The 21,507-nt window shown below is 41.6% G+C and carries 21 protein-coding genes and 1 pseudogene; 18 read left to right on the top strand and 4 right to left on the bottom strand.

Annotated features, from left to right (window positions below; translation table 11 throughout):
* The first annotated feature begins 1 nt into the window (after position 1).
* From PCY06_RS06065 to PCY06_RS06120, 12 genes are all read left to right on the top strand, one after another.
* The gene (locus PCY06_RS06065; protein ID WP_082307093.1) at positions 2–151 is read left to right on the top strand and encodes a helix-turn-helix transcriptional regulator; all 150 of its coding nucleotides are present in this window, start codon (positions 2–4) and stop codon (positions 149–151) included.
* Positions 152–175: 24 nt separating this feature from the next.
* Positions 176–1,000, top strand: a complete 825-nt coding sequence (mutM, locus tag PCY06_RS06070) for a DNA-formamidopyrimidine glycosylase (protein WP_082307092.1) — start codon at positions 176–178, stop codon at positions 998–1,000.
* 5 nt (positions 1,001–1,005) lie between these two features.
* Complete coding sequence (gene coaE / locus PCY06_RS06075) at positions 1,006–1,602, top strand: dephospho-CoA kinase (RefSeq protein WP_082307091.1); 597 nt, start codon at positions 1,006–1,008, stop codon at positions 1,600–1,602.
* Positions 1,603–1,606: 4 nt separating this feature from the next.
* Positions 1,607–2,818, top strand: coding sequence for a multidrug efflux MFS transporter (locus tag PCY06_RS06080; RefSeq protein WP_301389694.1), 1,212 nt, complete (start codon positions 1,607–1,609; stop codon positions 2,816–2,818).
* Positions 2,808–2,957 carry a 50S ribosomal protein L33 gene (rpmG, locus tag PCY06_RS06085; protein WP_008809064.1) on the top strand — a complete coding sequence of 50 codons (150 nt, stop codon included), beginning with the start codon at positions 2,808–2,810 and terminating at the stop codon, positions 2,955–2,957. Before PCY06_RS06080 ends, rpmG begins: the two co-directional genes overlap by 11 nt.
* Positions 2,958–2,999: 42 nt before the next feature.
* Complete coding sequence (gene secG, locus PCY06_RS06090) at positions 3,000–3,233, top strand: preprotein translocase subunit SecG (RefSeq protein WP_008809063.1); 234 nt, start codon at positions 3,000–3,002, stop codon at positions 3,231–3,233.
* A gap of 85 nt (positions 3,234–3,318) precedes the next feature.
* Complete coding sequence (gene rnr / locus PCY06_RS06095) at positions 3,319–5,667, top strand: ribonuclease R (RefSeq protein WP_082307089.1); 2,349 nt, start codon at positions 3,319–3,321, stop codon at positions 5,665–5,667.
* Complete coding sequence (gene smpB / locus PCY06_RS06100; protein ID WP_046165864.1) at positions 5,630–6,097, top strand: SsrA-binding protein SmpB; 468 nt, start codon at positions 5,630–5,632, stop codon at positions 6,095–6,097. The genes rnr and smpB overlap by 38 nt, the downstream gene beginning before the upstream one ends.
* Before the next feature lie 251 nt (positions 6,098–6,348).
* Positions 6,349–8,079: a C69 family dipeptidase gene (locus tag PCY06_RS06105; RefSeq protein ID WP_301389596.1), complete on the top strand. Its 1,731-nt coding sequence runs from the start codon at positions 6,349–6,351 to the stop codon at positions 8,077–8,079.
* A gap of 178 nt (positions 8,080–8,257) precedes the next feature.
* Positions 8,258–9,118, top strand: coding sequence for an SAM-dependent methyltransferase TehB (gene tehB, locus PCY06_RS06110; RefSeq protein ID WP_125402407.1), 861 nt, complete (start codon positions 8,258–8,260; stop codon positions 9,116–9,118).
* A 271-nt stretch (positions 9,119–9,389) separates the two neighbouring features.
* On the top strand, positions 9,390–11,054 hold the full coding sequence (locus PCY06_RS06115) for a C69 family dipeptidase (RefSeq protein WP_301389598.1): 1,665 nt from the start codon (positions 9,390–9,392) through the stop codon (positions 11,052–11,054).
* The gene (locus tag PCY06_RS06120) at positions 11,047–11,859 is read left to right on the top strand and encodes a PrsW family glutamic-type intramembrane protease (RefSeq protein ID WP_301389599.1); all 813 of its coding nucleotides are present in this window, start codon (positions 11,047–11,049) and stop codon (positions 11,857–11,859) included. Before PCY06_RS06115 ends, PCY06_RS06120 begins: the two co-directional genes overlap by 8 nt.
* A 174-nt stretch (positions 11,860–12,033) precedes the next feature.
* Here PCY06_RS06120 and PCY06_RS06125 read toward each other — a convergent pair whose 3' ends face one another.
* Entirely contained in the window at positions 12,034–12,588 is a 555-nt protein-coding gene (locus PCY06_RS06125; protein ID WP_301389601.1) for a TetR/AcrR family transcriptional regulator, read from the bottom strand.
* Positions 12,589–12,729: 141 nt separating this feature from the next.
* Between PCY06_RS06125 and PCY06_RS06130 the strand changes: the two genes are divergently transcribed.
* The 3 genes and pseudogenes from PCY06_RS06130 to PCY06_RS06140 form a co-directional block, all read left to right on the top strand.
* Complete coding sequence (locus PCY06_RS06130; RefSeq protein ID WP_301389602.1) at positions 12,730–13,431, top strand: ABC transporter ATP-binding protein; 702 nt, start codon at positions 12,730–12,732, stop codon at positions 13,429–13,431.
* 1 nt (position 13,432) lies between these two features.
* Positions 13,433–16,156: an ABC transporter permease gene (locus PCY06_RS06135; RefSeq protein WP_061601724.1), complete on the top strand. Its 2,724-nt coding sequence runs from the start codon at positions 13,433–13,435 to the stop codon at positions 16,154–16,156.
* 171 nt (positions 16,157–16,327) lie between these two features.
* Positions 16,328–16,475, top strand: a pseudogene (locus PCY06_RS06140) (IS3 family transposase); the annotation flags it as partial.
* A gap of 258 nt (positions 16,476–16,733) precedes the next feature.
* Here PCY06_RS06140 and PCY06_RS06145 read toward each other — a convergent pair.
* From PCY06_RS06145 to PCY06_RS06155, 3 genes are all read right to left on the bottom strand, one after another.
* Positions 16,734–16,901: a DUF2992 family protein gene (locus PCY06_RS06145; protein ID WP_008809054.1), complete on the bottom strand. Its 168-nt coding sequence runs from the start codon at positions 16,899–16,901 to the stop codon at positions 16,734–16,736.
* 140 nt (positions 16,902–17,041) lie between these two features.
* Complete coding sequence (locus PCY06_RS06150) at positions 17,042–18,274, bottom strand: acyl-CoA thioester hydrolase/BAAT C-terminal domain-containing protein (RefSeq protein WP_061601725.1); 1,233 nt, start codon at positions 18,272–18,274, stop codon at positions 17,042–17,044.
* A gap of 55 nt (positions 18,275–18,329) precedes the next feature.
* Complete coding sequence (locus PCY06_RS06155) at positions 18,330–18,785, bottom strand: MarR family winged helix-turn-helix transcriptional regulator (RefSeq protein WP_008809052.1); 456 nt, start codon at positions 18,783–18,785, stop codon at positions 18,330–18,332.
* A gap of 207 nt (positions 18,786–18,992) precedes the next feature.
* Between PCY06_RS06155 and PCY06_RS06160 the strand changes: the two genes are divergently transcribed.
* The 3 genes from PCY06_RS06160 (at position 18,993) to PCY06_RS06170 (ending at position 21,462) form a co-directional block, all read left to right on the top strand.
* Positions 18,993–19,841 (top strand): metallophosphoesterase, encoded by an 849-nt coding sequence (locus PCY06_RS06160; RefSeq protein WP_301389605.1) that lies wholly within the window; start codon positions 18,993–18,995, stop codon positions 19,839–19,841.
* 59 nt (positions 19,842–19,900) lie between these two features.
* A complete protein-coding gene (locus PCY06_RS06165) occupies positions 19,901–20,350 on the top strand; it encodes an Rrf2 family transcriptional regulator (protein WP_045634669.1) in 450 nt (149 codons plus the stop codon).
* Positions 20,351–20,583: 233 nt separating this feature from the next.
* Positions 20,584–21,462: a VOC family protein gene (locus PCY06_RS06170; protein WP_301389606.1), complete on the top strand. Its 879-nt coding sequence runs from the start codon at positions 20,584–20,586 to the stop codon at positions 21,460–21,462.
* Positions 21,463–21,507: the final 45 nt, after the last annotated feature.

The following is a 21,507-nucleotide window of genomic DNA, read 5'->3' on the forward strand; positions in this document are numbered from 1 at the left end:
AATTCTATTAGGAATAACAAAAATTACACAAGCAAATTTGTCTATTCTAAAAACAGGTAAGGCTAAAGGTATTCGCTTTGCAACCTTGCTGGCCATCTGTGAAACGCTGGATTATCAGCCTAATGATATTTTAGAGTATATTTCTGACTAATAATAGGAGATAGAAAGGAGCTTTATGCCTGAATTACCTGAAGTGGAAACGGTTCGGCGGGGGTTGGAGCGTTTGGTTGTTGGCAAGACAATTGAGCAGGTGCAGGTCCGTTATGCCAAGATGATTGGCACGGGAGTGGACAGCTTTATCCACGACTTGCCAGGCCAGACCATTGAAAAGATTGGCCGTCGGGGCAAGTATTTGCTTTTTTATCTGACGGGTGGAGTGCTGATTTCCCATCTACGAATGGAAGGCAAGTATCTTTTTTATCCTGATGCGGTGCCTGAGCGCAAGCATGCCCATGTCTTTTTCGAGATGACAGATGGTGGGACGCTTGTTTATGAGGATGTCCGCAAGTTTGGGACCATGGAGCTGTTGAGAAAGGATCAGCTGGAGGCTTATTTTGCTGCCAGAAAGCTTGGTCCTGAGCCGACAGAGGCGGACTTTCTTTTGCCGCCTTTTGCAGCAGCTTTGAGTCGTTCTAAGAAGCCCATCAAACCCTATTTGCTGGAGCAAACCTTGGTCGTCGGTCTGGGCAATATCTATGTAGATGAGGCTCTTTGGCGGGCGCGGATTCATCCGGCAAGACCAGCAGCTAGTCTAAAGCCTGCTGAAGTCAAGCGGCTGCGTGAGCAGATTATAGAAGTTTTGCAGCTTGGAATTGAAAAGAGGGGATCGACCATTCGGACCTATCGCAATGCTTTGGGTGAAGATGGCACCATGCAGGATTTTTTGCAGGTCTATGGGAAGACTGGACAACCCTGTGCTAGATGTGGCAGCCCGATTGAAAAAATTAAGCTGAGTGGACGCGGTACTCATCTCTGTCCTCACTGTCAGAAAGCGAGGTAGCTACCATGGCAAGAATTATTGGTATCACTGGCGGCATTGCCTCTGGTAAGTCAACAGTGACAGAGTTTTTGAGGCGGCAGGGCTACCAAGTCATTGATGCGGATCAGGTGGTTCATGAGTTACAGGAGCCTGGGGGACGGCTTTATCAAGCTCTTTTATCCGCTTTTGGTCCAGCTATCTTACAAGAAGATGGGCGCTTGAATCGACCCAAGCTGGGAGCTATGATTTTTGGGAATCCCGAACTTTTGGCCCAGTCCAGTCAAATACAAAATCAGATTATCCGTGAGGAACTGGCTCACAGGCGTGACCTACTAGCAGAGACGGAAGATATCTTTTTCATGGATCTTCCCCTCTTGTTTGAGCAGGGTTATGAGTCCTGGTTTGACCAAATCTGGCTGGTGGATGTGACGGAGGAAACTCAGCTCAGTCGCCTTATGACTCGAAATGCTCTTAGTCAGAAAGAGGCTGAAAAACGCATAGCTGCTCAGCTATCTCTTCAAGAAAAACGAAATAGAGCAGACGTACTTATTGATAATAATGGCCCGCTAGAGCTTACTCAAGAGCAACTTCGCGATACTTTGCAAAAACTAGAAAGAAGATGATTTTATTACAAATCAAGTAAATTGGAAACACAATCTTTGGATTGCCTGGTTGGGAAATTTTTTTGTTGGAGCTAGTCTATCTTTGGTCGTTCCTTTTATGTCCCTTTTTGTGGAAGAATTAGGAGTGCGTGGCCATATGGTTGATCTATATGCAGGAATTGCTGTATCGAGCTCAGCCATGACAGCAGCTTTTCTCTCGCCGGTTTGGGGAAGTTTAGCAGACAAATATGGTCGTAAACCCATGATGATTCGGGCTGCACTGGCTATGACCTTTACTATGGGGGGAATGGCATTTGTACCAAGTGTTTTTTGGCTGATTGTCTTACGGCTTTTAAACGGTGTTTTTTCTGGCTATGTTCCAAATAGTACAGCCTTAATCGCTAGTCAGGCTCCCAAAAAGTATTCTGGCTATGCTTTAGGAACTTTATCGACTGGTGTGGTCGCAGGAACCTTGATGGGGCCACTATTAGGAGGTTTTGTAGCACAAAGCATCGGAATTCGAAATGCCTTTTTGCTTGTTGGCTTATTTCTTTTCATTGTCACTCTTTTGACAATCTTCTATGTAAAAGAAGACTTTGAACCGGTGGCTAAAGATAGACAGCTGGCAACCAAGGATCTTCTAGCTGAGCTACCCCATAAATCTATTTTGTTTGCCTTGTTCTTAACTAGCATGGTGATTCAAATGTCTGCTCAATCTATTTCTCCTATTTTGACTCTTTATATTCGATCCATGGGGCAAACAGAGAATCTGATATTTGTCTCTGGACTTATTGTGTCGGCTATGGGAGTTTCTAGTATTTTGTTTTCTAGTCATCTTGGAAAATTAGGGGATAAGATTGGGAACCACCGTCTCCTACTTTTGGCACTTTTGTACAGTTTTGTTATTTATCTATTCTGTGCATGGGCTAAAACGCCATGGGAATTGGGCTTTTTGCGTTTCTTATTTGGTATGGGAACAGGTGCATTGTTACCTGGAGTCAGCTCTCTGCTTAATAAGCTTACACCTACAGAAGGGATTTCTAGAATATTTAGCTATAATCAAACCTTCTTTTATATTGGTGGAGTCGTAGGACCAATAATGGGTTCCGCCATTGCGGTCAGCCTCAGCTACCACTGGGTTTTCTATGTGACGGCAGGTTTGGTCTTGCTAAACTTTTTCGTTTTGTTTATTTGTTTTAGAAAATATTTAGGAGTGAGAGAAATCAGTGCGGGTTAAAGTAAATCTCAAATGTTCTTCCTGTGGCAGTCAAAATTATCTGACCAGTAAGAATAGTAAAAACCATCCAGAAAAGATTGAAGTGTTAAAATATTGTCCTAAAGAAAGAAAAGTAACTTTACATCTTGAATCTAAATGATTTTTATGATAAAATAGATAAGATTTTAAGGAGTTTGTATTTATGTATAATCTATTATTAATGATTCTATTAATTTTGTCAGTCATTATTGTCATTGCAATCTTTATGCAGCCAACAAAAAACCAATCTAGCAATGTTTTTGACGCCAGCGCTGGTGATTTATTTGAACGACCAAAAGCGCGAGGTTTTGAGGCTGTTATGCAGAATTTGACCGGTGTTCTCGTCTTTTTCTGGTTAGCGGTTGCCTTAGCGTTGACAATCTTATCTAGTAGATAAAATGGGCTCTGACTTTGTCTTAGCCTTTTTTTAAAGTTAAAAATAGGCTATAAAAAAGTTTAATGGAGCAAAGAAGAGAAAAAGTATGAAATCAGAAATAATTCAATATTTAGAAACGAGACAGCAGGCTAGCGTGGATGAGCTAGCAGCTGCTCTTGGGAAAGAGTCTTCCAAGGACTTTAGTGGCTTGGTCAAGACCATCTCCCAGATGGAAAGAAAGCATCATATTCGCTTTGATGACAAGGGGCGGATTGAGCTGTATGAGAAGAAAAAACAGGAGCGTCTGACGCTCAAGGGTGTTTTTCATGCCCACAAGAATGGTTTTGGTTTTGTCACCTTAAATGAAGAAGAGGATGACCTCTTTGTTGGCCGTAATGATGTCAATCATGCCATTGATGGCGATACAGTGGAAGTAGTCATTACTAAGGTGGCAGACCGTATCAAGGGAACATCTGCTGAAGCTAAGATTATCGATATTTTGGAGCACAGCCTGACTTCAGCAGTTGGCCAGCTGGTTCTGGATGAGGAGAAACCCAAGTATGCGGGCTATATCCGCTCGAAAAATCAGAAAATTAGCCAGCCCATTTATGTCAAAAAACCGGCCATGGTTTTGGATGGCACAGAAGTGCTCAAGGTTGCTATTGAAAAATATCCAACCAAGAAACACGATTTCTTCGTGGCTAGTCTGGTTGATGTGGTCGGTCATGTCAACGACCCAGGTATTGATGTACTGGAAGTGCTGGAGTCGATGGACATTGTCTCCGAATTTCCAGAAAAGGTCTTGGAAGAAGCCGAGCGAGTTCCAGATGCACCGACAGAGAGTGATTTGGAAGGACGTTTGGACCTGCGAGATGAGATTACCTTCACCATCGATGGGGCGGATGCCAAGGACTTGGACGATGCGGTTCATATCAAGCGCCTGAAAAATGGTAACTTTGAGCTGGGTGTCCATATCGCAGATGTGTCCTACTATGTCAAAGAAGGCTCTGAGCTGGACAAAGAAGCCCTCAATCGAGCAACCTCTGTCTATGTGACTGACCGCGTAGTACCTATGCTGCCGGAGCGCCTGTCAAACGGTATCTGCTCTCTCAATCCCAATGTGGACCGACTGACTCAGTCAGCTATCATGGAGATTGATGCCAAGGGGCGCGTGGTCAAGCATACCATCACCCAAACTGTCATCAAGACGACCTTTCGCATGACCTACAGCGATGTCAACGACATCATTGCTGGAAATCAGGAAAAAGCTGAGCAGTTCAAGGCTATTGTGCCTAGTATTGACAGCATGGTCCAGCTACATGAGATTCTGGAAAGCATGCGCTTTAAACGTGGTGCGCTTAACTTTGATACCAATGAAGCCAAAATCATGGTCAACAAGGAAGGACGCCCAGTGGATATTGTCCTACGTCAGCGGGGAATCGCTGAGCGCATGATTGAGTCCTTTATGCTGGTGGCGAATGAGACGGTAGCTGAGCATTTTGCTAAGCTAAATCTGCCCTTCATCTATCGGATCCACGAGGAGCCTAAGGCGGAGAAGGTGCAGAAGTTTATCGACTACGCCTCTAGTTTTGGGATTCGGATATACGGGACGGCTAGCTCTATGAGTCAGCAGGCACTGCAGGATATTATGGAGGCTGTCAAAGACCAGCCTTATGAGGATGTCCTGTCTATGATGCTTTTGCGCTCCATGCAGCAGGCTCGCTACTCTGAGCACAATCACGGCCACTATGGTCTGGCAGCGGAGTTTTATACGCATTTCACCAGTCCGATTCGCCGCTATCCGGACCTTCTGGTTCATCGGATGGTGCGGGATTATGGACAGTCTAAAGAAATAGCAGAGCATTTTGAGCAAGTGATTCCAGAGATTGCCAGTCAGTCTTCCAGCCGAGAGCGTCGGGCTATCGAGGCAGAGCGTGAAGTCGAAGCTATGAAGAAGGCTGAGTACATGGAAGAATTCGTTGGAGAAGAGTTTGACGGCGTAGTTTCAAGCGTGGTTAAGTTTGGACTTTTCGTCGAGCTACCCAATACAGTCGAAGGCTTGATTCATGTTACCAACCTGCCAGAGTTTTACAGCTACAATGAGCGGACTATGACCCTGCAAGGAGAAAAGTCCGGCGTAGTCTTCAAGGTCGGTCAGCAAATTCGCATTAAGCTGGTCCGAGCGGATAAGGCTACAGGTGAGATAGACTTTGAATACCTGCCTAGTGAATTTGATCTGGTAGAAAAGACAAGTAAGAGTGGTAGGGGCAAGTCAGGCAGAAAGAGACGCCGTGAGGATGACAAGCGCAGCCATTCTTCCAAAGAAAAAGGCAATAGAGATAAGAAAGATAAGAAGTCCAAGAAGGGCAAGAGCCAGAAGGCATTTTACAAGGAAATAGTCAAGAAAGGAGCCAAGCATGGTAAAGGGAGAAGGAAAGGTCGTCGCGCAAAATAAAAAGGCCAGACACGACTACACCATTGTAGACACCATCGAGGCTGGCATGGTACTGACCGGGACGGAAATCAAGAGTGTCCGTGCCGCCCGCATCAATCTTAAAGACGGCTTTGCCCAGATTAAGAACGGCGAGGCCTGGCTCAGCAATGTCCATATCGCACCTTATGAAGAGGGCAATATCTGGAACCAAGAGCCTGAGCGCCGCAGAAAACTGCTGCTGCATAAGAAGCAGATCCAAAAGCTGGAGCAGGAGACCAAGGGAACCGGAATGACGCTGGTGCCGCTCAAGGTCTATCTCAAGGACGGCTATGCTAAGCTCCTTCTGGGCCTAGCTAAAGGGAAGCACGACTATGACAAGCGCGAGTCAATCAAACGTCGCGAGCAAAACCGCGATATAGCAAGACAGATGAAGAACTTTAATACAAGATGAAAGACTGGGCGACCGGTCTTTTTTATCTCTTCTCTTTCCGTCCATTGCCATAAATAGGCTAAAAGTACACAAAAGAACCATTAAATCAAAATAATATAGAATAAACAAACACTTTTGTAATAAATATTGTAAACGCTTGCAAAAATACCTTTATATAGTATACTGAGGATGGAATGTTTTGGTATTATGGTTTATACTACTTAGACTGGGACTTGATTCCAGCCCTGCAGATAGTCAAAAGGAGATAGACTATGAAGAAAATACTGCTCAGACTAATGTTCCTTGCAATGTTAGTTGCTCTTTTGCCTGTTCAAGTTGCACAGGCTTGTTCTGCGTTTATTGTCGGTAAAGACCTGACAGCAGATGGCTCTACTCTATTTGGTCGGACAGAGGACTATCCCTACGCCCCTGACGGTGGTCGGCACAATCAAAACTATGTAGTTGTGCCAGCTAAGACCTATAAAGATGGCGATAAGATAGAAGATGAGTCAAATGGCTTTACCTATCCGCATTTGGCGAATGAAATGAAATACACAGCTGTCTACGACTCTGATCGTGACAACGGAAGTAACGGGAACTTCGCTGCGCATGGCTTTAATGAACTTGGTGTAGCTATGACAGCGACCGTTTCAGCAACACCAAACGATAAAGTGTTAAAAGAAGATCCACTTGTAAAAGATGGTCTTCAAGAAGCATCATTAGTTGACCTTGCTTTGCCTCGTGCGAAAACAGCACGTGAAGTTATTGAGACAGTCGCGAAAGTTCTGGATGAAAAAGGGTCAGCAGAAGGAAATATCATCGTTGCAGCAGATAAAAATGAGCTATGGTACATGGAAATCCTGTCTGGTCACCAATATGTAGCCATCAAATTCCCAACGAATAAGTATGCTGTCTTTGCGAACACTTACTATCTTGGTCACGTTGACTTGAACGATAAGGAAAATGTCATTGCTTCTAAAAATGTGGAAGAAGTAGCTAAAAAAGCAGACAACTATAAGACCGACAAAGATGGCAACTTTATGATTGCTAAATCATACGGACCTGATAAATATATGGAACGTAACCGTTCTCGGACTTATGCAGGTATCAAGTGGATGGACCCACAAGCAAAAGTAAATTATGACGATGAAGCTTTTGATCTCTTGCGCGAACCAACTGATCCAAATAAGAAATACACGGTTCATGATGTGATCGCGGAACAAAGAAATCGTTTTGAACACTTGCCAGAATATAAGGCTGATGATTTGGTTGAAGTTGGTAAGAAAATAGATACCAATGTTTATAAGTATGCTTTAGGTAACGAAAATGTAATCGACGCCCACGTTTATCAAATCAAACCAAACCTACCAAATGCCTTTGGCGGTGTTATGTGGCTAGGTCTTGCACAAAGTCGCAACACACCATATGTACCATTCTATGGTAATGTAGAAGATACTTACGAAGCTTTCAAGAACCGTTCTACTAAATATGACGGAAAATCTTGGTATTGGACTGTTTGGCATATTGACCAAATGGTTATGAAATATCCAGAAATCTTTGGTAACAGCATTCAAGAAAAATGGAAAGAAAAAGAAGCTGAATGGGATAAAGAACAAACCGAACGCGACGCCAAATATGCAAACTACACAGATGAACAAGCCAAAGCCGCTGGACCTGAAGTGACTAAGGAAGCCTTGGAACGCTCAGAAAAAATCTTTAAGGAAATCAAAGCAGTCGAAGCTGAGATGGAAGAAAAGATCAAGAAGGAAAAAGGTCAAGATGCAGACCTTGTCTATACAGGCTATAACAAGGCAAATCTCTTGGCAGATGCCAAAAAAGGTAAGGAAAAAGACAAAGCTAAGGAAAGTGATACCAAGAAAGAAAACTCTGAAACTAAGAAGAGCGATTCTAACCAGTACGGTTTGTGGATAGTCATAGCCTTAGTCGTTGTTGTAGGTGGCTTTATTGCCTTCAAACAATTTAGCAATAAGAAAGAAGACTAAGTTTTTCTTATCTATTCTGACTAAAGAACCGAGTTCCGATACTCGGTTCTTTTTCCATTTCTAGCTTTAACTGCTCAAAGGTTTGGTATTTTCTTAATTTTGATGTGCAGGTAAGCTTGTCAAGAGGACGATTTTTCGGTATGATTAAAAAGAAATCAGATTGCTTGGAAGGAATTATATGATGCAAGATTTAGTTATGTATAAACGTATGCCCATTTGGACTGCAGAAACTATGCCAGAAGCTGTGCAGCGCAAGCATAATACCAAGGTAGGTACTTGGGGGAAAATCACAGTCCTTACTGGAGAATTAAAATTTATTGAAATGATTGAGAATGGGGAAGAGTTGGCTGAGCACATTTTTAAAGCTGGAGAAGACAATCCCTATGCCCAGCCCCAGGCTTGGCATCGTGTTGAAGCCTTGACTGACGATCTCGAATGGTACTTAGAGTTCTATTGTTTACCTAAGGATTACTATGCAAAGAAATATGGTCTGACGCCTGTGCATTCAGAGGTACTGGAAGCTGCAGAAACTGTAAAACCTGGAAAAGCTTTGGATTTGGGCTGTGGCCAAGGAAGAAATGCTCTCTTTTTGGACCAGTTGGGATTTGATGTAACTGCGGTAGATGTTAATCCTTTATCATTGGACAATCTTGCATCTATTATCGAAGCAGAAGATCTGAATATGTTAGCTGGAACTTATGACATTAATTCTGCAAATCTGACTCAAAAGTATGATTTTATTGTATCCACTGTAGTCTTTATGTTCTTGAATCGTGAACGTGTTCCTGAGATTATCCGCAATATGCAAGAGCAAACAAACCCAGGTGGCTATAATCTTATCGTCTGTGCCATGGATACAGAAAGTCATCCATGTCATATGCCTTTCTCTTTTACCTTCAAGGAAGGAGAGCTACGTGAATACTACAAGGATTGGGAATTCATCAAATATAATGAAGATCTAGGCAGACTTCATAAGGTTGATGAAAATGGCAATCGAATCCAGCTTCAATTTGCGACGATGCTGGCTAAAAAGAAATAAATAATAATGGAAGTATTAGTTTTGCTAGTATTTCCAATTTTTTTAAGTTTTGCAAAAAAATTTTTATACAGCTTGATGGAAATGTTTGTAAATTTATACAAGAACCTCAAGTGAAAAATTAAATTTACAAAGTAATCAGAATTTTTCTTAGGTGAATTTATTCATTTTTTCTGTAGAAGTCTATTTTGAAAACGCTTGCAAGAGTAGAAAGAGAATAGTATACTAAACATGTGGTATTCGGTTTACCAATTAATATATAAAGGAGAAACTGATGAAAAAGAATCTTTTCAGATGGCTTGTTACAGCCATGATGCTTCTTATACTCTTTCCTTTCCAAGTCGTCCAAGCTTGTACGGGCTTTATCATTGGGAAGAATTTGACGACCGATGGTTCGACTCTATATGGCAGAACAGAGGACTTAGAGCCCAATCACAATAAAAACTTTGTTGTGAGGGAGAGAAAGAATAATAAAGCTGGTGATAAATTCGTAGATGAAACCAACGGCTTTAGCTTTGATTTACCGTCTGTTAGTTACAAGTATACGGCAGTTCCAGATGTGACTCCAGAACAAGGTGTCTTTGATGAGGCTGGCTTCAACGAGGAAGGAGTTTCTATCTCTGCGACCGTCTCAGCAAGTGCCAACGATGATATTCAGAAAAAAGATCCTTACGTTAAGGATGGTATTGCCGAGTCAGCTATAACTTCTGTAGTTCTACCTCATGTCAAAACGGCTAGAGAAGGAGTAGAGCTCCTAGCAAAAATTGTTAGAGAAAAGGGGGCAGCTGAAGGAAATATTATAACGATTGCAGACAAGACTGGTGTTTGGTATATGGAGATCCTTTCTGGGCACCAATACGCAGCAATCAAGTTTCCGGATGACAAATACGCTGTCTTTCCTAACACCTTCTTCCTTGGCAATATAAATGTAAATGATACAGAAAATACTATTGCTTCAGCAGATCTTGAGAAAACAGCTCGTGATGCTGGAACTTACAAAGAAGTTAATGGGGCATTTCATATAGCTCAATCGTATAATCCGCCTTTGGCTGAAGCGAATCGTTCTAGGGTTTGGTCTGGTATCAAGGCTTTGAATCCAAATGCAGATGTAAAATATGACGATGAATATTTTGAACTCATGCACTCAACCAATGACAAGCTTAGTCTACGAGATGCTATGAATTTGCAACGGAACCGCCTAGAGGGAACAGATTTTAAACCGCTTGATCAGATGGAGCTAGATGGTAAAGGAATTCCAGATAAGAAAAAGGCTGATCCTGTTTATAAGTATCCGATCTCCAATCCTAATGTCATGGAAGCACATATCTTCCAGCTAAAAGATAATTTACCTGCTAAAACAGGAGGAGGCATTTTCTGGCTTTCTATGGGAAGTCCGCGAAATGCACCATACCTACCTTACTATGCAAATATCAACAATACTTATCAGGCTTATCAAGAAATGAGCACAGCCTATAATGAAAATTCTTGGTATTGGACAGTTAGCCGTATCAATGATCTAGTAGCTAAATATCCTGATTTATTTGAAGATGGCTCTATCCGTAGTGAGATTGAACGTCTAGAAACCCAATGGATGGAAGAGCAGGCTGCTTATGATAAAGAACAAATTAGCCTTGCTAATCAACCAGAAGAAGCCAGTCTAAAAGCAACAAAACTTACTATGGAACGGGCGGAATCAGTCTTTAAGCACCTCAAGGAAATTCAGAAAAAAGCTGAAGACAAGGTAGTAAGTGAATATGGTATTAAAGCCCTAAAAGAAATTGAGGAATCAGAAGATTCTAATACCGAAGAAACCATTCGTCTGGAAGATTTTGATTACGATATTGCTTTGGCTGGAGGAATCTTTGTTCTGACTGTTGTTGGAATAGTGATCTATCTCGTAAAACGCAAAAATAAAAAAGGAGCAGACAGTCATGAATAAAACAAGAAGAATTGCTCTCTATATTTATTTGGTATTAGCAGGTATTGGCTTGCAGTTTGAATTGGGAGACATGGCAGATAAGGACATCACCTTAGAGGCTGGACGTGACCTCATCCTTAATCTAGCTGTTTTAGCGGCCTTCTTCCTACCTATCTATTTCTTAATTAAAAAGCTTGCCAAAAAGTTATCTGTAGAGACCATTGTTCTCGGAACTGCCCTTTTTGGAGGTGCATTTATTGCAGGCTGGCTTAGCTTTGCAGGTAATAGCCTGATTGACATTATTAATTCAAATTTCATTAAAGATCCTGCAGTTTTTAATGACTGGACCAATGCATTGACGGCTCCTTTTGCTGAGGAATTTTTCAAGGCCTTGACTGCCTTTGCAGCCCTTTATATTTTGGGTAAAAAAGATCTCCAATCTGTCTTAATTGCTGGAATGAGCTCTGGTTTTGGTTTCCAAGTCATAGAAGATATTGGTTATGTATCCAGACAGACTTTTGGTGGAGAAAATAGCGGTGCTTTAGAAGCGATTGGTAGAATTGCTGGTGGCTTTGCTTCTCATACGCTCTATACGGCAGTCGTGACTGTTGGGGTCTACCTTCTCTTTTCTAAAGTTTATAAGAAATATCGCCGCTTCGGTCTCTGGTGCGTCGTTTCAACAGTTGTTAACCATTTTATTTGGAACTCTCCATTTTACGAAACAGAACATCGGATCAATCTAGTTGTTGGAGCTTTATTTGCTTTTCTTGCAGCTACCTTTGTAGAGGTTTACCGGCTGGTCATAAAAGAGCATAACTTAAGTTGAATAAACTAAAAACAAGCCTTTAAGTGGCTTGTTTTTAGTTTATTTGAAAAGCAAACTCTGTTTGCGACATATCAGTTAGGTTCAGCATATAATTCTCTCTTCCCAGACTACCAGTATTCCGTGTAAGTAGAAGCTTATGTGACAAAGAGAGCGATAAAGCAGTACCACACCTTGTTATCTCCAATAGTCATAGTTATAAGTAGTCAAAATCATATCAGTGATTTCTTCGGGCTCTTCCTGAGCTCCGCCAGCTATCCAGAGAGAAACAACCCCTTCAACGCTGGATAAGAAAATTTCCAGTGCATATTTCTGGGGGATCTGAAAGTTTCCCTCTAAAAAAAGCTTGGTAGAAACTTCTTGCTTGTCGCTCAGAATGATACTGGTCAGAAACTCCCGGATGGCCTCACGAAAGTTTATATAGTGGCTCCTAGTCAGGGCATTGATAAGCCGTTCATTGGCACGAAGTATATGAAAATTTGCTGTCATTAACTTTTTGGGAGATTCTCTTTCCTCCTCAAAAAAACTATAAAGCTGGGAAATAATGTCACTTTTTAGACTATCAATCATCTGGTACTTGTCCTCATAGTGGAGATAAAAGGTACCTCGGTTAATACCAGCCCGCTTGCAGATCTTGCTGATGGAGATATTCTCAAATTTTTCTTCTGAAAGTAACTGAATCAAGGCTTCTTTGATGTCTTCCTTGGTGCTGGTTTTTCGTTTCTGGACCATTTTTCTTCCTTTTCGCTTAAATCAACACTTTGTTGATTTTTGGTTATTGCTTTTTATCTAAGCTCATTATATAATATCTGTGATTTAGAATCAACACCTTGTTGATTTAAGGAAAAGAGCTTTGAAAAGGAGAGAAATGATATGGCTTACATTGAAATGAAACATAGTTTTAAACGTTATCAGGTAGGTGATACAGAGATTGTTGCCAATAACGATATTTCTTTTGAGATTGAAAAGGGGGAACTGGTCATTATCCTGGGTGCTTCTGGTGCCGGTAAGTCTACGGTGCTCAATATCCTCGGAGGTATGGATACCAATGATGAGGGAGACATCCTGATAGACGGCCAGAATATTGCTGACTACAATTCCCACCAACTGACGGACTATCGTCGCAATGATGTGGGCTTCGTCTTTCAGTTTTACAATTTGGTGCCCAACCTGACGGCTAAGGAAAATGTCGAATTGGCTTCGGAGATTGTCAAGGATGCTCAAGATCCAGTGGCCGTTCTAACTGCGGTTGGTATGGAAAATCGCCTCAATAATTTTCCGGCGCAGCTATCAGGTGGGGAGCAGCAGCGGGTGTCCATCGCTCGGGCTGTGGCCAAGAAACCCAAGATTTTGCTCTGTGATGAGCCGACAGGAGCTTTGGACTACAATACCGGCAAGCAAGTGCTGCAAATCCTGCAGGATATGTCCCGCAATCAAGAAGCTACAGTGATTATTGTGACCCACAATGCAGCCTTAGCTCCCATTGCTGATCGGGTCATCCGCATGCACGACGCGAGAGTCAAGAGTGTTACAGTCAATGAAGCGCCTCAGGATATAAGTACATTGGAGTATTGATATGAAGAGAAAGATTTATTGGAAAGATATTCTGCGCTCCTTCACTAGCTCTAAAGGACGTTTCCTATCTATTTTAATCCTCATGATGCTGGGTTCTCTAGCTCTCGTGGGGCTCAAGGTCGCTCCTCCCAATATGCGCAGAACAGCAACAGATTACTTGAAAGAACAGCGAACCATGGACTTGGCTGTTATGGCGGACTATGGTTTGGATAAGGCGGATCAGAAAGAGCTGGAAGCTATCAAGGGAGCTAATGTCGAGTTTGGCTATCTGACAGATGTCACCGTAGACGAGGAGGCACTCCGAGTATTTTCGAATACTAAAGATATTTCAAACTTTCAAGTGACTTCTGGCCGTCTTCCTAAGAAGGAGCAAGAAATTGCCCTGGCTAGCTTTTGGTCAAAAAAATATAAACTTGGTCAGGAGATTCATCTGACCGAAAAAGCCGGCAGCCGGTCAGTTCTAAAAAACAAGACCTATAAGGTCGTGGGATTTGTCAACTCGGCTGATCTATGGTCTGATAGAAATCTGGGCAATGCGACCAGTGGCAGCGGGGCTTTATCAGCCTATGCTGTAGTCAGCCCCAAGGCCTTTAAAACAGATGTTTACACTCTTGCCCGTCTGCGCTATCATGATTTAGAAAAGCTGGATCCTTTCTCTGCAAGCTATCAGGAGCGTTTGGAGCAGCACCAGACTGCTTTGGACAAGAGTCTGGAAGATAACGGAGCGGCTCGCTTTAAGCGATTAGAGGTAGATGCCAAAAGCACCATTCAGAAGGGCCAAGATAAGATTGCTCAGGCTGAGAGCGAACTGGCCCAAGGTAAAAAACAATTAGAGCAAGCTCAGAGTCAGCTAGATCAGCAAAAAAGCCAGCTAGCAGCAGCCCAAGCCGCTTCTATCCTCCCTCCTGCACAGCTCAGCCAGAGCCAGCAGCAGATTCGGGAAGCTGAGTCCCAGCTCAATCAGAAAAAAGCAGACCTAGCTCAGGCGGAAAAAGACTTATCAGCTAGCAAGGACAAGCTAGCTGACGCTAAGGCAGACTTGAATCGTTTGAAAGAGCCAACCTATCATAGCTATGACCGCAAGTCCCTGCCAGGTGGTAATGGCTATCATATGTATAAAAACTCCATGAATAGTATTGCGTCGATTGGCAATATCTTCCCGGTGGTGCTCTATCTGGTGGCAGCTATGGTGACCTTTACCACTATGACGCGCTTTGTCGACGAGGAGCGAACGAATGCAGGTGTTTTTAAGGCTCTCGGCTATCATAGCCGCGATATCATTCGCAAGTTTGCTCTTTACGGTTTGGTAGCAGGCAGTCTAGGTACCCTCATAGGGATTCTGCTGGGACATTATTTCTTATCGGGAGTGATTTCTTCTATTATTACTAGAGGAATGGTGCTTTCTGCTCCTCACGCATATTTTTATATTTCCTATAGTTTACTGGCCCTTGGGCTTTCCCTTCTTTCCAGCGTTCTCCCTGCCTATTTGGTGGCAAGACGGGAGCTGACAGAAGAAGCAGCTCACTTGCTTTTGCCCAAGCCACCGGTCAAAGGCTCCAAGATCTTTTTGGAAAGACTGTCCTTTATCTGGCGGTGCCTTAGCTTTACTCAGAAAGTCACAGCTCGCAATATCTTTCGCTATAAGCAGCGGATGTTCATGACCATCTTTGGTGTGGCGGGTTCTGTTTCCCTGCTCTTTGCCGGTCTAGGACTCCAATCTTCTATTGGTGGTATTCCAAAACGTCAGTTTGAGGAGATTCTGCGATACGACTTGATTGTCGCTGTCAATCCTGGGGAGAATCAAGCAGAGCAAGACAAGTTGAAAAAGATGTTGGCAGATGGCTCGATTACTGATTATCAGGAGATTCACAGTGAAATCTTGACGGAGAAATACAAAGGAAAAAAAGAAACAGAGTCAATCACTTTAATGGTTACGGACAAGGAAGATTTTGAACCTTTTATTTCTATGGAAAGTCCTGACAACCAGAAAAAGCTGACTCTCAAGGATGGTGTAGTTGTTTCGGATAAACTGGCCCGTATAGCTGGGGTTAGCGCCGGTGGCCGTATAGAGCTGGGTGGCAAGTCTGTCAAGCTCGCAGCAGTCAATGAGAATCATTTTGGCCATTTTGCCTTTATGAAGGCGACTGACTACCAGAAGATTTACGGCAAAAAGCCCGAGAAAAACGCTTATCTAGTGCGACTCAAGAACCCTTCTAGTAAGAATATTGTGGACAAGGCCAATGAATTTATGAGCCTCAAGTCTGTCAAGAGTGTCTCACAAAACGCTAGCATGGTGAAGCAGTTCAACGTTCTAGCTGATTCTCTTAATAATACGATGCTTATTTTGGTGGTGATCTCTGTTCTTCTAGCAGTTGTCATTCTCTACAATTTGACCAATATCAATGTGGCTGAGCGGATTCGCGAGCTGTCCACTATCAAGGTTCTGGGCTTCCATAATAAGGAAGTGACCCTCTATATCTATCGAGAGACCATTATTCTGTCAGTGATTGGGATGGCAGTTGGGCTTCTAGGCGGTTTCTTCCTGCATCGTTTTTTGATTGAGAAGGTTGCGCCTAGCATTATCAGCTTAAACCCTCAAGTCAGTTCCTCAGTCTATCTGTTTCCTCTAACAGCAGTGACTCTTATCCTGACCTTGCTTGGCTTCTTTGTCAACTACCGCCTCAGAAGGGTGGATATGCTGGAAGCACTCAAATCTGTTGATTGATAAAAAAGACTTCAAAACTTTCACTCACTTGTGAACTGCACCCCAAAAGTTAGACAGAAAAATCTAACTTTTGAGGTGTTTTTAAATAAATTAACTTATGAGGAAAACGTTCAAATCTATGAACTTCGAAAACAAGGGCAGAGCTTCAAACTGCTTTAGAAAGTCTGAGATTTTTATGGATACGAGAAGAATTTTAGAGTCTTAGAGAACCTTTGAAAAAGCTACTGTAAACTATCAAATTACTACTATAATAAACGAAATTAAGGTCAAACTAAAAGGACTCAGTCCTGTTCAATACAGAACTAAATCCTTTGGATAAATTAATTGTCTAACTTTTTGGGGTAGTACAAACTTAATGTTCTTTGCGCTGTTTACATTCAAATTTCTCTTGTTTTAGTGTTTGCTTTTATAGATAAGACTGATGTTTTGAGTGTTTTTCGTTCCTCATTCTGCAACTGCAAGAGTTCTTGCGACATAGAAGACAATTTCTGGTCCATTTGCTTTCTAACTGCTCATTGTAAGCGATTCGGATTCTTAATTTTTTAATGTCGCTTTCTTAATAACTCTGATGTGAAAACTAATTGGGGAAATAAAACCTTAAAAAATCTAATGTTTCTTCATCCCTTGGTTCTCGACCTAAGGTCACATGGCAAACTTGGTAATTTTTCTGATATTCTAGTTTGAAAAGATCACGCAAAAATCCATCTTCAAAATAAGCTGCCAAATCGATTGAAATAGTTTTCATAATAGAACCTCTTTTTTAAAAATCCCTAAGAACGGACAACCAAGGAGGAAGGTTTCTGATATGACAGCCTACGTCTGGACTACTAACCGGAACTGTATTGTTATCTTAGTTGGGACTATTATAGCATGGTTTAGCTCTGTCTACATATTTTTTAGATGTGTATTAAAAAAATTTATCGTAGCTAACCAAGAGTCTACACTTTCTTTCATCAATAAACGCCAATCTTTTCGATAACGATGGTTCGGTTGATAAGCAACCGTCAACATATGCCCTGTTTCATGGTATTTTCTAAACAAGATTGATTGTCCATTATAATGCGAGACAATATCATCTATTGCTGATGATGCCTCCCATATTTCATCAACATCGCTTCCTAGTAATAATAAAGGAGATGAAATTTTACTTATATCAATCCGAGCTCTATGATCCTTAGGAATATGTTGTCCAAAAAGCCTGTTTATCAGAAAATTTCCTAGTTGAAATCTTTGATATGGAAGTTCTTTTTGTAAATATGTCCAAGAAGATGAATGAGAGTTGAGTTTTCCCTTTATTCCCTCAAATATTACATTTGAAGGTGAATTGAGTACTAAACATTGAACATCATCCAAAATACTTTGTGCAGCCAGAACGAGTTCTGCTCCTTTAGAGCGACCATATATTCCTATTTTTGTATTATCAACTTGAGGATGATGACATAGAAAATCTTTCGCCTCCTCCAAACATTCTATCGGAATTCTTTCTAAATTTTGGGGTAATCCCTCTAAACCAAAATAAGCTATCGCAAGACAAATATAACCCCTAGAAGATAAAAGTTGGGCAATGTTCTGAGCTTTTTCAATTCTTCCCTCACTACCACTAACAATAATTACGGCCGGCGCCTTTCTTAACTTTTCATCATAAAATAATCGACCTTGAAAATGCTTATCATAAATATCTTGATACCTTATTCCCAGATTCATATAACGCCTTACAAAACTTTTCTCCGCGACCACATCTTTCCCCAGCTTGATTTTAATTTCAATACCAAAACAATCTCGCAATGGAATTCTATCAAGAGAACTGGGTAATCTCCTTTTCCTATTCTTCAACGGTTTCGCATTAAAGAACAAGCCCATCTCTGAAACTCCTTTATAAGATCCCGAAATAGATGCTGTTTGAGAGGTGTCAATCATACCGCCCTGATCAGATAAAAAAATTGCAGTTGATTTCCACATGACATCATGATCTAAAAGTAAGGGAGCATTTATACAGTAATAATCAGACAGGTACATTTCTACACAATACCTTGTCCTTGGTTCTAAACCATTGATAGTAATATAAAAAGATTCATCTGCTAAGTCAGTTTGTGAAATCAGTTCAATGTTTACACTCATATCTTCTCCTTTTGTTAATATACTTAACAACAAAATTTAAAATTTACCGTGACTTTCACCACGGTAATCCTCCCCATATATTTTCAATATCATCCATCAATTTCACAACTGTTTGAAGCTCCTCCTCGCTATAGTTGTTTAAAACTGAAAAGACTGATTCTTCAATATATGCTTGTTGCTCCTTATGGATTTTAAAAACTTCGATGCCTTTTTCAGATAATCTCAAATATTTATTTTTCCCATTATTCGGAGCAAAATCAAAAACAACTAAATTTTTTTGAATTAATCTCCTAACACTTTGAGTTATTGCACTTCTCGAAACTTTTAACAATTCAGATAATTTCACTAGATTTAAAGGCTGATTTTTCCCAATCACAACAATCAAATGTACCTCATTCAACGTAATGGATTTGTCAATACTAATTTTATGTTGATTTTTTTTTAACTGTTCAAACGTTAAAATAAATCTATTGAAACGATTATTAAATGTAATAAATTCTTTTTTATCCATAAACTTCCTTCATTTTGTTAATTATATTAACAAAATGAAGGTTTTTTGTCAAATAAAAAATCTTCCAGATTTGAATATCATACCAAAAGTTTGACAGAAGAAAACTAACTTTTTGGGGGCAGTACAAAAACTTTCACTCACTTGATGGGTGGAAGTTTTTTTGAACTTTGATATAATATTCCTTGTAAAGAAAGAGAAAGACATACGATGACACGAAAAATTGCCTTATTATCCGATGTGCATGGAAATAGCACAGCCTTGGAAGCAGTACTGGCGGATGCGGAAAGCCAGCAGGTGACAGACTATTGGTTTTTGGGGGATTTGCTCCTGCCAGGAACCGGTCGCAGAAATATCTTAGATAGGATGGAGCAACTGCCCATCAGCCTCCAGGTCAGGGGAAATTGGGAAGACAGTCTCTGGCATGCCCTGCACCAAAAGCTGGATTTAGATCGTCCCAGCCATCTCTATCTGACCCGGCTCTGCCATTTTGTCCTTGAGGAAATCAAGCCTGAAGAGATCAACCGTATGCAAGAACTTCCTCTGCAAATCTTGACAGAAGTAGAGGGATTGAAGATTGCGGTCAGCCACCATCTGCCAGATAAGAATTGGGGGCGGGAGTTGATTCATATCGGCGAGCAGAGCGATTTCGACCGCCTTTTTGAGGGAAATGACTGTGCTGTTGCTGTTTATGGTCACATTCACCAGCAGTTTCTGCGTTACGGGACTAAAGGACAATTGATTATCAATCCAGGCTCTATTGGTCAGCCGTTCTTTCTTGATTCAGCCTTGCGTCAGGATCTGCGAGCCCAGTATGCCATTTTAGAGATAGATGAGACGGGTCTGTCTGATGTCGACTTTCGACGCGTAGCCTACGATGTGGAGCAGGAGCTGCGATTGGCGCGGAAGCTCCACTTGCCTTACTATGAGATTTATCAGGAAAGTTTGGTCAATGGTATCCACCATACCCACAATCACGATCTGCTGCGGGAAATCAGTGAGCGGGAAGGCTATGCAGATGAGATTGTAGCTTTCTTAAAGTCTAGTCGTAACTCTTGAAGTTACACCATTTTTGAGCTATAATAAAAATAAAGGAAAATGATAAGGGAGAAGAAGAGATGCAGATTTCTAGCCGTTTTACCATTGCCACTCACATGTTGATTGTTTTGGCTTTGGAGGGAAAAAAACGAAAACTGACAAGTGATATTCTTGCTGGCAGTGTCGGTGTCAATCCAGTTATTATTCGCAAGACCTTGTCCCAGCTCAAGAATGCCGGGATGATTACCGTTGCTCGTGGGACTGGAGGAGCAGAGATTGCCAAAGATTTGAAAGACATTAGCCTGTTGGACGTCTATAGTGCGGTTGAATGTCTGGGCAAGAGCGGTCAGCTCTTTAGTTTTCATGATAAGCCCAATCCAGACTGTCCTATCGGTAAGAACATTCACAATGTCTTAGACGATCGCTTGGCAGCTATTCAGGCAGCTATGGAAGCTGAATTGGCTCAGACCAGTCTTGACGAAGTTGTCGCAGCAACCGAAAAAGAAATTAAAGAACAATCTGCTTCCTAGTGAGCAGATTGTTTTTTTGGGGTGACTAATATCCTGAGATGTAATTATTGATATTACATTAAAACCTGCTATACTAATAGATGTAATATAAATAATTACAATATAAAAATAAGACTTCGAAGCAAATGGAGGTTATGGAAATCCATATCAAGGAACCTATCTCTGTTTTGGAGAAATAAAAAAAATAGAGCAGGCGGACTGCTGAAATTTTAAATTTAAGAGAGGAGAAAAACATGACTTTTGAATATCAGAGCAAGATTTATCTAGGAGAGGTGGCACTTTATGTAGCAGACCTAGCAAAACAAAAGGATTTTTATCAGCGTATTTTAGGCTTGGACCTTTTGGAAGAGCAGGACGGACAGGTGGCTTTGGGCAGGGACGGACAAGTTCTGGTGAGGCTCTTAGCGACCAGTGACCGGCAGCCCGTTAAGTCGGTTTACGGTCTTTATCATCTGGCACTCTTACTTCCAAGTCGTCAAGCTTTGGCGGATATCCTTAAGCATTTATCCGAAAATAGAGTTCCTATGGTCGGAGGAGCGGATCACGGTTATAGTGAAGCCATTTATCTGGAGGACCCAGAAGGCAACGGCATTGAACTTTATCGGGACAAGCCTCAGGCTGATTGGGATATTCGGGAAGATGGCCGCATTATCGGAGTGACGGAAGCGCTCGCGGCTCAAGAAATCTATGAACTCGGTCAGGAAGTCCAGCCGTTTAGTATTGCTGAAGGCACTCGTATGGGCCATGTCCACCTGTCTGTGAAAAATAGCAGAGCAGCCAGTCATTTTTACCAAAAGCTTCTAGGCTTAGAGGATAAATTTTCTGTACCTTCTGCTAGCTGGCTGGCATCAGGTAACTACCATCATCATTTAGCCGTTAATGAATGGGGAGGTTCTCACTTGAATCATCGCCAACCGAAGCAACTGGGACTAGCCTATTTTGAAGCGCAAGTAGAAGGGAAAGAAGACCTAGTAGCTATTTATGAAAATGCTCAGGACTTGCAGGCACCAGTCCGATGGATTAGCTCACAAGAGCTAGAAGTCACAGACCCAGATGGAATTGCTGTGAGAATGATTGCACCCGCTAAAGTAAATATTGAAAATAAAGACTAAGAATATTCTTAGTCTTTTCGCTTAAATAATAATTAGAATCAGCCT

Source organism: Streptococcus sp. SG1, assembly GCF_030439935.1.
Taxonomy (GTDB): Bacteria; Bacillota; Bacilli; order Lactobacillales; family Streptococcaceae; genus Streptococcus; species Streptococcus gordonii.